Source organism: Exiguobacterium sp. s21 (assembly GCF_018617975.1).
Taxonomy (GTDB): Bacteria; Bacillota; Bacilli; order Exiguobacteriales; family Exiguobacteriaceae; genus Exiguobacterium; species Exiguobacterium mexicanum_A.
Map to the genome: position 1 here is coordinate 33,742 of NZ_JACSLF010000016.1, position 11,395 is coordinate 45,136.

Annotated in this window: 12 protein-coding genes; 9 read left to right on the plus strand and 3 right to left on the minus strand. The window is 53.5% G+C overall.

What is annotated here, in order from left to right; all coding sequences use genetic code 11:
* Positions 1-42: 42 nt before the first annotated feature.
* Complete coding sequence (locus tag KNP06_RS14195; protein ID WP_214789447.1) at positions 43-1,344, plus strand: murein hydrolase activator EnvC family protein; 1,302 nt, start codon at positions 43-45, stop codon at positions 1,342-1,344.
* Positions 1,345-1,377: 33 nt separating this feature from the next.
* Here KNP06_RS14195 and KNP06_RS14200 read toward each other — a convergent pair whose 3' ends face one another.
* The 3 genes from KNP06_RS14200 to KNP06_RS14210 form a co-directional block, all read right to left on the minus strand.
* A complete protein-coding gene (locus KNP06_RS14200; RefSeq protein WP_214708006.1) occupies positions 1,378-1,584 on the minus strand; it encodes a hypothetical protein in 207 nt (68 codons plus the stop codon).
* Positions 1,585-1,626: 42 nt separating this feature from the next.
* Positions 1,627-2,472, minus strand: coding sequence for a GNAT family N-acetyltransferase (locus KNP06_RS14205; protein WP_214708008.1), 846 nt, complete (start codon positions 2,470-2,472; stop codon positions 1,627-1,629).
* An 86-nt stretch (positions 2,473-2,558) separates the two neighbouring features.
* Positions 2,559-3,773 (minus strand): dicarboxylate/amino acid:cation symporter, encoded by a 1,215-nt coding sequence (locus KNP06_RS14210; protein WP_214708010.1) that lies wholly within the window; start codon positions 3,771-3,773, stop codon positions 2,559-2,561.
* 211 nt (positions 3,774-3,984) lie between these two features.
* On the opposite strand from KNP06_RS14210, the gene zapA reads away from it, so the two are divergent.
* The 8 genes from zapA to KNP06_RS14250 all read left to right on the plus strand — a co-directional run.
* On the plus strand, positions 3,985-4,206 hold the full coding sequence (zapA, locus tag KNP06_RS15360; protein ID WP_021066785.1) for a cell division protein ZapA: 222 nt from the start codon (positions 3,985-3,987) through the stop codon (positions 4,204-4,206).
* 8 nt (positions 4,207-4,214) lie between these two features.
* Positions 4,215-4,751 carry a CvpA family protein gene (locus tag KNP06_RS14220; RefSeq protein WP_034776712.1) on the plus strand — a complete coding sequence of 179 codons (537 nt, stop codon included), beginning with the start codon at positions 4,215-4,217 and terminating at the stop codon, positions 4,749-4,751.
* A gap of 63 nt (positions 4,752-4,814) precedes the next feature.
* Complete coding sequence (gene polX / locus KNP06_RS14225) at positions 4,815-6,530, plus strand: DNA polymerase/3'-5' exonuclease PolX (RefSeq protein WP_214789456.1); 1,716 nt, start codon at positions 4,815-4,817, stop codon at positions 6,528-6,530.
* Positions 6,531-8,885 (plus strand): endonuclease MutS2, encoded by a 2,355-nt coding sequence (locus KNP06_RS14230; RefSeq protein WP_034776714.1) that lies wholly within the window; start codon positions 6,531-6,533, stop codon positions 8,883-8,885.
* A 13-nt stretch (positions 8,886-8,898) separates the two neighbouring features.
* Positions 8,899-9,309 (plus strand): DUF350 domain-containing protein, encoded by a 411-nt coding sequence (locus tag KNP06_RS14235; protein ID WP_034776716.1) that lies wholly within the window; start codon positions 8,899-8,901, stop codon positions 9,307-9,309.
* Positions 9,310-9,450: 141 nt separating this feature from the next.
* Positions 9,451-9,915: a hypothetical protein gene (locus KNP06_RS14240; RefSeq protein WP_214710452.1), complete on the plus strand. Its 465-nt coding sequence runs from the start codon at positions 9,451-9,453 to the stop codon at positions 9,913-9,915.
* A 32-nt stretch (positions 9,916-9,947) separates the two neighbouring features.
* Positions 9,948-10,415, plus strand: a complete 468-nt coding sequence (locus KNP06_RS14245; protein WP_214789450.1) for a hypothetical protein — start codon at positions 9,948-9,950, stop codon at positions 10,413-10,415.
* Between the two features lie 308 nt (positions 10,416-10,723).
* Positions 10,724-11,395, plus strand: a 672-nt coding sequence (locus KNP06_RS14250; RefSeq protein WP_214789453.1) for an EcsC family protein, incomplete at its 3' end; no start/stop codon positions are given.

The window sequence follows — 11,395 nt, forward strand, 5'->3', positions numbered from 1 at the left end:
ATTTTATATAGAAATTCACAGAACTCAGCGGAGGGAAGCACATTGGTTAACTTGAAGAAACTTGCAGCAACCGTCACTTTAGGAGCTCTTCTCATTAGCGGCACGACACCTGGCTATGCAGCGTCACTTACAGACAAACAGAAAAAGGTGCAGCAGCAACAACAAAAGAATAGCAGTGAACAGAGCAAAGCGAACGCCTCGATCCAAAAACGTGAACAGGCAATCAGCAAAGAGCAGCAAGAAATCAACAAGTTAGATGCTGAACTCCAAGACGTCATCAACGACGTCGCACAAAAGAAAGCTGAGATTCGTGCGACACAACAAAAAATCGCAGCCCTTCAAAAGCAAATCAAGCAATATGAAGCGAAGATGAAGGCGCAAGAAGAGCTCATGAAAGAGCGCATGGCCACAATGCAAAAAAACGGCGGCGGCTCGATCGACTGGGCAGAGTTCATCTTCGGTTCGAAAGACTTCGGTGACTTGCTCACACGCATGATCACAGCTGGTACGATCCAAGAGAACGACAAGCAAATCTTCGAAGAGTACCAAGCGACAAAAGAGAAGTTGGCGAAAGCGCAAGCTGAATTGAAAGCCGAGCGCGACGCTCTCGTGAAACAAAAAGAAGAACTCGAACAACGTCAAAAGACGCTCAACAAGAAAATGAAAGAGCGCGCAGCGAAGATCAAGAAACTCAACGCTGAAAAAGTGAAGTTCGAATCGAAATTGGTGAGCCTCCAAGAAATGGAGTCAACACTCAAGTCACAAGAAAAAGCCATCAAAGCTGAAATGGAAGCACAACGTCGTGCGGCCGAAGAAGCCAAACGTGCGGCAGCGGCAGCAGCGGCAGCGAAGAAACAACAGAGTTCGAACTCTGCTGCGAGCGCAGTCAGCACGCCGACAGCATCGGCAGCAGCTTCAGTACCAGCAAGCGGCGGCATGTTCCAACGTCCGGCGAACGGTCGTCTTTCACAAGGTTGGGGCGCGGCGAGCGGTGCGAACGGCTACTCGTTCCACAACGGACTTGATATCGCGGGACCAGTCGGAACGCCGATCAATGCGTCACAAACAGGTACGGTCACACGTGCTGGATGGGGTGGGGCCTACGGCAACCACGTCATCATCACACACGTCTTGAACGGGCAGGTCTGGACGACAGTGTACGCACACATGAGCTCGGTATCGGTATCAGCCGGTCAACGTGTGACACAAGGCCAAAACATCGGCGCGATGGGTAGCACAGGGAACTCGACTGGCTCACACTTGCACTTTGAGATTCACCGTGGCGGCTACTCGTACTCGTCTTCGAGCGCGGGTAACACGGTCAACCCAGCTTCATTCTTCTAAACGTATAGTAAAAGTGATCGACGAACGCGTCGATCACTTTTTTGTTGCCTTATACGCGATCAAGGTCAGCAGGGCGGCACCGATGACGCTCAGCCAGAGCGTATCCCAGTTCGGGTCGTCGAGCATGCTCCTTCCGCCGAGGAAGACCATGTAGCCGAGCACCGCGAGCGTGACGACTGTCAAGGCGGTCATCCGGACCCGGCGCGGGATGCGGAGCCACCAACCGAATAGTCTGTTCATCAAAAATCGCCTCCCCCTACAGTATAGGGGAGACGCATCAAATCAGCTAGGCAATCGAATCCACGCCGAGGTGAAGATTTTCTGATAGCCGACTTCTTTGTAAATCTTGTTCGATGTCGGGTTGCTCAAATCTGTATAGAGCGTACAATATTGTTTCGACGTCAAGAGCTCCCGGCTCAGCTCGGCGACGAGCGAGCGGGCATAGCCGCGCTTGCGCAACGCTTTTGGCGTGTAGACGAACGAGACGGTGACGCCGTTTGCGGTCTCACGCGATTTCTTCGCGCAGGAAACGACCTTGCCGTCGACTTCCCAGACGTACACTTCTTGATTCTCGAGCATCGTCGCGATCTTTTGTTTCGCTTCCTTCTTCGACGAGACCCGCAAACCGGTTTCCTTTTCAAACGCGTTATACGCCTTCACGAGGAACGTCTCATCTTCCTCGGTGGCACGTCGCATCGACCCTTCCGACAGCGGGATGTCGTTGACGTGATCAAGACGATACAGGCCTTGCTCCATGAAGACTTTCGGCTCTCGCGCCGTCAGGATGTACCAGAGCGTGTAGAAGTTCATTGCTGAATCAGCTTGCGAGACGACCTCGGTGAAGGGAATATCCCCGTTCAACAGTTCAGGCACGAGCAGACGAAGGACGTCATTCTCTCGCTCAAGATTCACGAGCACATAATTGAGCGGATGAGGCGGCGTCACTTGCAGGATCGCGAGCACATCACCGTCATCTTCGACGGTCAGTTGATGATACGACTCGTATCGGTCTTGCTTGATGGCATCGAGCACACCGATCATCAAGCTGTTCTCGGCCTCATGTTCGAGCAGGTGGGGCATGACGCGTTCTTCAAATCCGGACAGGTCGTTCCAACGAATCAGTTCCATGTAAACACCCTTTCTTCGTATGTATGAAAAACGGGCAAACCGCGTGGCCTGCCCGTTTTCCTCATTCTATCAAATTTTGGAGCGTATTATGCGATTTCTTCGCGCGCTTTCGCGTCGTCGAGGAGTTTCGTGTTGCGTTTGAAGTAATGAACGATCTTGGCGATGGCCCCGTCTCCCGTGACGTTCGTCGCCGTGCCGAAGCTATCTTGTGCCAAATAGAGAGCGATGACGAGACTTTGCATCGTCGCATCGAACCCGAGGATTGAACCGAACAAACCGAGCGAGGCCATAACGGCTCCACCTGGTACGCCTGGTGCCGCGATCATCGTGACGCCGAGGGCGAGGATGAACGGGAGCACGATCGCGAAAGACATCGGCATGCCGTTCAAGTACATGAGGGCGACACCGACCGATGTGAGCGTGATCGTCGACCCTGACAAGTGGATTGTTGCACAGAGCGGGACGACGAAGTTGGCGACGCCTTCGTCTGTGTTGTTCGCTTTCGCTTGACGAAGCGTGACCGGGATTGTCGCCGCTGACGACTGTGTCCCGATGGCTGTGAAGTAAGCCGGCATCATCGTCTTCAAGAGGCGAAGCGGGTTCTCTTTGTTGAGACCCCCTGCGATCGAGTATTGAATCAAGAGCATCGTCAAGTGTAGGACGATGATTGTGACGAAGACGAGCGAGAACACCGAGAGAATCTCAGCGACTTGTCCGGCATACGTCATGTTCATGAAAATTCCGGCGATGTGAATCGGTAATAGTGGAATGATGACTTTGCTGATGAGTAGTTCAATGATATCGCGGAAATCCATGGCCAAATCGAGCGAGCGCTTGCTTTCGATGGCGGCAATCCCGATGCCGATGACGAATGCGAGAATGAGCGCCGTCATAACGCCGAATACCGGTGGGATCTCGAATTCCATGAAGCCTTTTAAGAGCGCTTCCTCCGGGCTTTCAGCTGACGCGTTGTTACGTGTCAAAATTTGTGGGAACAGGTTGCTCGTCGCGAAGTAGGCGAGCGTCCCGGCAACGATTGTCGATACGTATGCGATCAGTGCCGTCAAACCGACCAATTTCCCAGCGCCTTTTCCAAGTTCCCCGATTCCTGGAATGATGAAGGCGAGAATGATGAGTGGGATGGCGAAGCCTAGGAACTGTCCAAAGACCGTGTTGAACGTGACGAACGTCCGGACAATCCAGTTCTGGCTTTCTGGTACGATGCTACCGAGTAGAATCCCGAATGCGATAGCGATGATGATGCGACCTAGAAGGCCAATGCGTAATTTCAAATAAATCATCCTCTCTTGATGTTTGAATTGTTGCTATTTTCGCACATTTCATGCGGTGTTGCCACCCTATCTTTCATTTTTCAATGAAGATTGACGTTTGACAACTTTGAAATAGGGTATTACAAAATGTTGGAGTGGAAAAGCGAGGGACCTTCTTCTTTTCCTAATATACAAACGATGTTATGATTAATTTTGAATAGACGTAAAGGAGGGGTGACGCGTGCAGGTACAACGAACAACAATTCATATCGCGGGTCAAGACTATACGATCGTCAGCGAAGAGCCGGCCGATCATGTGAGGGAAGTGGGCTTTCTGGTCGATAGCAAAATCCGTGAGATTCGTGAACAGTCCCCTCATCTAGACGCTCGTCAGGCAGCGGTGCTCGCCGCTATCCAAATCGCGAGCGATCACGTCAAAACTAAACGAAATACGGGAGAATAAATCACTTTATGGTTACTCTACTTATACTGTTTTTCTTGTTCATCGGAATCGTTAACGGGTTCCGTCGCGGGGCGATCTTGCAGCTCGGCCATTGGGTCGCGCTCATCATCAGTTTCCTCGTCGCCAATGCATACTACCGTGATCTCGCCGAAGCGTTCAAGCTTTGGATTCCGTATCCGTCGCAACTCGATGGAACGCTTCCGAAAGGTGTCATCGATTTAAACGCGCTCACGGGGCTCGAGATGACATTTTATAACGTCTTTTGGTTCGTCGTGTTGTTCGTCATCACGAAACTTGTCTTGCATCTCATCCTATCGATGCTCGACTTCTTGACGGACTTGCCGATTTTGCGCCAATTGAAAGGCATCATTGGTGCCGTCCTCGGTTTCTTCGAGGCGTATGTGATCACGTTCTTCATTTTATGGGTCATCGCCTTCGTGCCGATGGCAAGCGTCCAAAGTGCGGTCGATAACTCGTCGCTCGCGACGTACATCATTCAAGACACGCCATACCTCTCAGAATGGTTCTCGAATAAGATGTTGTAACACGACAGGCCGGAATGCAAGCTAGTGCTTGTGTCTCGGCCTTTTCTGTATGGAAAAGGGGGAATTTCAATGAATAAAGTTGAAGCGATGATGCTGTTAGAAAAAATCGCGCAATATATGGAGATTAAAGGGGAGAACCCGTTCAAAATCAACGCCTTCCGGAAAGCCGCGACGGCGCTCGAGAACACGGAGCTCGAACTCGAAGACATCGAGGATTTGACGACAATCTCTGGGATCGGCAAAGGGACGGCTGCTGTCCTGCAAGAGTGGCGGGACACGGGGCGGAGCGAAGTGCTCGAGTCACTCCAAGAAGAGATCCCATACGGTCTCATGAAACTGCTCAAAATCCAAGGACTCGGCGGCAAGAAGCTCGCCAAGCTCCGTGAAATCGGCGTCGTCGACCTCGAGACACTCATTACCGTGTTAGAGGACGGCACGGCCGCGAGCCTGCCGGGATTCGGGGCCAAGAGCGTCGAGAAGTTGCTCACGGCGGCACGGAACCTCGAGTCACGTCCGGAACGTTTGGCGTACGCCATGATGCGTCCGGTCGTGGAAGAGATTGAGACGGTGCTCGAAGCCGAACCGCTCGTCTTGCGCCATTCGGTCGGCGGCAGTTTCCGCCGTGCCGAGGAGACGTGTAAAGACCTCGACTTCATCATCGCGACCGAGGAACCTGTCGCGCTCCGTGACAAGCTGCTCGCCCTCCCGTTCATCAACGAGGTCATCGCGGCCGGCGAGACGAAAGTGTCGCTCGTCCTTGAGCGCGAGGAGATGGTGTCGGTCGACTTCCGCATGGTCGAACCGGGCGCCTTCGCTGCGACGCTCCATCACTTCACCGGCTCGAAAGACCACAACGTCCGCATGCGCCAGCTCGCCAAGGCGAAGGGTGAGTCGATCTCCGAGTATGGCGTCGAGACCCCGGACGGCCTCTGGCAACCGGAGACGGAAGCCGAGCTGTTCGAACGCTACGGTCTGCCGTTCATCCCGCCGGAGCTCCGGGCAGGGAACCTTGAGTTCGAGCATGACATCTCGAAGCTCGTGACGCTTGACGAAATCAAGGCCGACGCCCATATGCACACGGTCTGGTCGGACGGGAAGCTGACGGTCGACGAGCTCGTCGCGGCGATGAAAGCGCGCGGCTACGAGTGGATCGCTATCACCGACCACGGCAAATACATGTCGTTCGTCAACGGCTTGACCGAGGAACGGCTCGAGGCGCAAGGGGAAGAAATCCTTGAGGCCGCGAAGAAACACGACATGCACGTCCTACGCGGTGTCGAGATGGACATCCGCCCGGACGGGACGCTCGACTATGAGCCCGAGTTCTTGGCGACGCTCGACTACGTCGTCGCCTCGATTCACTCAAAGATGGACCAGTCCATCGACGAGATCATGGCCCGGCTCGAGAACGCCTGCCGCTCGCCGTACGTCAACGTCATCGCCCATCCGACCGGTCGCCTCATCGGGCGCCGTGACGGCTATCCGATCGATGAGGAGCGCTTGATCGCCCTCGCCAAAGAGACGGGGACGGCGCTCGAGTTGAACGCGAACCCGAACCGGCTCGATTTGACGGCCTCGACGCTGAAGAAAGCGAAGGCGGCCGGCGTCAAACTGATGATCAACACCGACACGCACCACCCTGATATGATGGAAGATATGGCACTCGGCGTCCTGCACGCTCGGAAAGCCTATCTCGAACCGTCAGACATCATCAACTGCCTCTCGTTCGAGGACGCCAAGGCGTTCATCGACGCGAAGCGACAGAAAGGAACATGCTAGATGGATCACGCGTTACGCGTTTTAGAATATGAAAAACTACGCCAGCAGCTCGCCGCCCACGCCGCGAGCTCACTCGGGAAAGAACGGGCGCTCAACATGCAGCCCGACTATACGTACGACCGGGTATTGTCGAACTTGAATGTCACCCGTGAGGCGACCGAGGTCGTCCGACTCCGGGATCGTCTCCCGCTCGGCGGGCTGACCGACGTCCGCAGTGAAGTGAAACGGGCCGCCATCGGCTCGGTCCTCTCGACGAGCGAACTGCTCGCCGTCGCCGCCGTCATGTACAGCGGTCGCCAAGTGAAGAACTTCTTCGAGAAGCTTCATGAGGACAATGAAGACCTCCGCATCCCGCGCCTCGACGAATACGCCGAGCGCTTGACGAAGCTGATCGAGGTCGAACAGTCGATCCGTCACGCCATCGACGACCAAGGCACGGTCCAAGACTCGGCGAGCGACCGTCTCCGTGGCCTCCGGACCCAGCTCCGTAGCTTTGAAGGCAGCGTCCGCTCACGGATCGACAACATCCTCCGCAACAACGCGAAGATGCTGTCAGACGCCATCGTCACGATCCGGAACGACCGTTACGTCGTCCCGGTCAAGATGGAGTACCGCCAAGCGTTCGGCGGAATCGTCCACGACCAATCGGCATCGGGCCAGACGCTCTTCATCGAGCCACAGGCGATCGTGTCGATCAACAACGAGATTCAAGAAGTCCGCCTGAAAGAGCGCGCCGAGATCGACCGCATCTTGAGCGAACTGTCGAACCTCGTCGGCGGTGTCGCCGATTCGGTCGTAATCAATCTCGACGTGCTCGCCACGCTCGACTTCGTGTTCGCGAAAGTCGCCTACGGCCATCAGCTCAAAGCGACGGAGCCGAAATTGAACGACGAACGCGAGATCAAGTTGAAACAGGCGCGTCACCCGTTCATCCCGCAAGATGAGGTCGTGCCGATCACGGTCGAGCTCGGTGAGGCGTTCACGTCGCTCGTCATCACCGGACCGAACACCGGCGGTAAGACGGTGACGCTCAAGACGCTCGGATTGCTCCAACTGATGGTGCAGTCAGGTCTGTACGTGCCGGCCGAGTTCGGGACGGAGCTGTCCGTCTTTGACGCCATCTACGCCGACATCGGGGATGAGCAGTCGATCGAGCAGAGCTTGTCGACGTTCAGCTCGCACATGACGAACATCGTCAGCATGCTCGACAAGATCGACTTCATGTCACTTGTCCTGTTCGATGAGCTCGGTGCCGGGACCGACCCGCAAGAAGGGGCGGCCCTTGCCATCGCCATCCTCGACGAAGTGAAACGACGCGGCGCCCGCGTGGCGGCGACGACGCACTACTCGGAACTGAAGGCTTATGCCTACAACCGCGAAGGCGTCATGAACGCCTCGATGGAGTTCGATATCGAATCACTCAGCCCGACGTACCGCCTGTTGATTGGCGTACCGGGCCGTTCGAACGCGTTCGAGATTAGTCGACGTCTCGGTTTATCGGAACAAGTCATCGACAAGGCACGGAGCCACGTCGGTACCGACGCTGAATCAGTCGAATCGATGATCAATGAGCTCGAGGCGGCCAAGCAACGCGCCGAACAGCTCGAGAAAGAACTCATCGTCAAACGCCACGACCTTGAAGAAGAGCAGGCGGCGTTCGAGGCGAAGCTGACCGATTTCGAGCGCGAGCGCGACACGATGTACGGCGAAGCCGAGGCCCGTGCCGAGAAGGCCGTCGAACAGGCGAAGCGCCAGGCGAACGAAGTCATCGACCGTTTGAAGAAGCTACGCGCAGAAGGGATCGTCAAAGAGCACGAGATCATCGCCGCGAAGAAACAGCTTGAATCGGCGAAACCGACGCTCCAAGAGAAAAAGATCCAAAAAGTGAAACAAAAAGCGCAACAGAAACGTACGTTCAGTAAAGGCGAAGAAGTGAAAGTGACGACGTTCAACCAAAAGGGCTATATCGTGAAGCAATTGAACGACAACGAGTACAACGTCCAAGTCGGGATCATGAAAGTGAACGTCAAAGCGGACGACCTTCAGAAGATCGGCCCATCGAAAGAGCAGTCGCTCCAGTCGAAAGGCAGCTCGCTCAAGCGTCAGAGCTCGACGAAGTCGGAGCTCGACCTGCGCGGCGTCCGGGTCGAAGAAGGGCTTTCCCGCCTCGACAAATATATCGACGAGGCGCTCGTGTCCGGGTATGACAACGTCCGTATCATCCATGGTCTCGGGACCGGTGCGATGCGACAGGCGACACAAGAGTACCTAAAAGGACATCGTCACGTGAAGAGTCAGCGCCCCGGTGGGATGGGGGAAGGCGGACTCGGAGTCACGGTCGTCGAACTGAAGTGAGGGGAACAGACGGATGGGGAATGTGAACGTGAACGTATTGCTTGAGTCGCTCGGCCTGTATTCAATCGCCGGGCTCATGATTGTCGTCGGTCTCGCCGTCTTCGAGGTGACGACACCGTACAGCAATTGGCGCGAGATTCAAAAAGGAAACATCGCCGTCGCGCTCGCGACCGGCGGGAAAATCGTCGGTCTCGCCAACATCTTCCGTGTCGTCGAGAGCCATCACGACCAAACGATGGATGTGTTGGTCGGGGGGAGCTTCGGCTTCTTCCTTCTCTTGACGACGTATTGGTTATTCGAATTTTTGACGCCGTCGCTCAAAGTGAACGAGGAGATTGGGAAAGGGAATATCGCTGTCGGCCTGATGGCGTTCCTGCTCTCGATTGGGGTCTCGCTCGTCGTCGGCGCGGCGTTGGTGAGGTGAAGACATGGTATATGAGAGACTAGCGAAGATTCTCTTCATCGGGGCCGGCCTGTTTTTAGTGGCAGCGGCACTGTGGTTTATCTTTTATTGAGGGAAAGCGACGTTTTCGGACGTCGCTTTCTTTGAAAGGGGGAGACAAGTGTGGCAATCGATTTGAACTTTTTGATGACGACGGAAGACTATGTGCTCGAGACGGAGTCGTTCCAGATGAAGGGCGTCACCTATTATCCACTTGAGTGGACGTTTTTCGGGGCAAATGATCCGACGATGTTGCTGACGTGGGACGCGGAACGCGACCGAATCAGTATCCGTTTTGAGCAATATGCGGTATTTCTTGGGACGATCGAGGACCACAGTATGCATGAAGATGGGCTACGCAATGCCTGCCCAATCGTGAAACTGAAGACGTCCCGATTCACACGATTTGCTGCAGAGAACATGGGGACAGAACGTGTCAACACGTACCGAGGCGAACTATCCCATTATGTGATTCGGACGTTTGAACAAGAGTTTCACGTCTTGGCGTACGAAGACCCGACCGTCATCGACTTGGGGAAAGTTGGAGATACAGGGGTTGTGGTCGAAACCACAGATGAACTTTCTTAAGAAAATCTAGCAGATGCGGAGGAGGGTCGATGATGAAGAAGTTACTCTTATCCGTCGCTCTGTTCGCAGGAGCAATGCTTGCTTTAACCGGTTGCGGAGGAACGGACACGGTTGAAACGATTGACGACAGACCCGTTATTCATTTCGATGCCGGTTCAATCATTTCGTCAGCACGCGACCATCAAATCAAGATGCTCACGCTATCGAGTGTTCCGACCGATGTCGTTGCCATATCCGGAGCGGTTAAAGAGTTGCAGGGCATGCAAGCAGACAACGACATATACTCGACCGAACTGGAGGGCTTGCAACATGAGGATTCCTCGGCCGTTCAGTTCAAAGACCTCATTGTCGAATATTTAGAAGCTGAAAACGCGTATATCGATCAAACCATCGAGGCCTTATACGGTGGAGGCACGAGCCGCCCAAGTCGATTTTCGATGGAGTCGCTCTACTCGCGAATAAACGCAAAAGTGTCAGACTTCCGATATGAGCCCAAATAAACGGCTATTTCATAAAGTCAGAGTATGAAAACGTGTATGCAGAAGATGTGATACACGTTTTCAGCCTCTATATCAGCGTATTCAAAAAGCCTCAATCTTACAGATTACATCGCACAGCCCTAAACGCAGCTAGGTGACGTAATTCGTAGTGAGGTTTTTTGATTTTTAGTTGGTGACAGAAATCAACCCTTAAGAAGGCAATCAATCTAAACTGAAATGTTTCTCTAGACGAGCTTAAAGGAAACAGTATATAGCTGAGTAGGATTTTAGTGATGATGAGTGCTATAAAAGGGGACGAGGTGTGGACCATGTTGAACGGGGCAAAATTTTTCGAACAGTTAGTGATCAATGTCGTGAAATTGCCAGGGGTGAAAGTAGATCGAACAGAGTTTTTAGCAAAAAGTTTTAGTAAGCACGTGACCGCAAGACAATTAGCAGACATCCTTGAAAAAGGACCGGTTCAATCAAACGTTTCAAAAAAATTGATTCGACGAGTCGCAAAGAAGACCATCTTGAATCGAACGATGAAAAGTTCATCGGCTTCGTTTGCTGCGGGGTTACCTGGTGGGGTGGTCATGGCGGCCACTGTTCCAGCGGACACGGCTCAATTCTTTGGTGTAGCGCTTCGAGTGGCTCAAGAAATTGGTTATATCTATGGATATGAAGATTTTTGGAGTGAGAATGGCCTAGATGTCAATCGAGTGAGCGGAGAATTGATTTTGTTTCTCGGTGTCATGTTTGGTGTTGGCGGAGCGACGGCCACCATTAAAGTGTTGTCTTCGCAATTATCCAAACAAGCATTAAAGAAAATTCCGAATCGAGCAATGATGCAGACGATTTATTATCCGATTCTTAAGAAGATGGGAAGCTACTGTATTTTGCAATACAAATGTGGTTCTTACGCAATGTTGGTGAATGATGATGAGCAATCGCCCGAAGGTGGTCGCTCATTTTTTTGGAATATCAGTGAGCACAACTCG

Excerpts from the sequence above, each read along its gene's own strand:
- KNP06_RS14200 (WP_214708006.1), bottom strand. The coding sequence starts at position 1,584 with ATGAACAGACTATTCGGTTGGTGGCTCCGCATCCCGCGCCGGGTCCGG.
- KNP06_RS14220 (WP_034776712.1), top strand. The coding sequence starts at position 4,215 with ATGGTTACTCTACTTATACTGTTTTTCTTGTTCATCGGAATCGTTAAC.
- KNP06_RS14205 (WP_214708008.1), bottom strand. The coding sequence starts at position 2,472 with ATGGAACTGATTCGTTGGAACGACCTGTCCGGATTTGAAGAACGCGTC.
- KNP06_RS14245 (WP_214789450.1), top strand. The coding sequence starts at position 9,948 with ATGAAGAAGTTACTCTTATCCGTCGCTCTGTTCGCAGGAGCAATGCTT.
- KNP06_RS14230 (WP_034776714.1), top strand. The coding sequence starts at position 6,531 with ATGGATCACGCGTTACGCGTTTTAGAATATGAAAAACTACGCCAGCAG.
- KNP06_RS14210 (WP_214708010.1), bottom strand. The coding sequence starts at position 3,773 with ATGATTTATTTGAAATTACGCATTGGCCTTCTAGGTCGCATCATCATC.
- KNP06_RS14235 (WP_034776716.1), top strand. The coding sequence starts at position 8,899 with ATGGGGAATGTGAACGTGAACGTATTGCTTGAGTCGCTCGGCCTGTAT.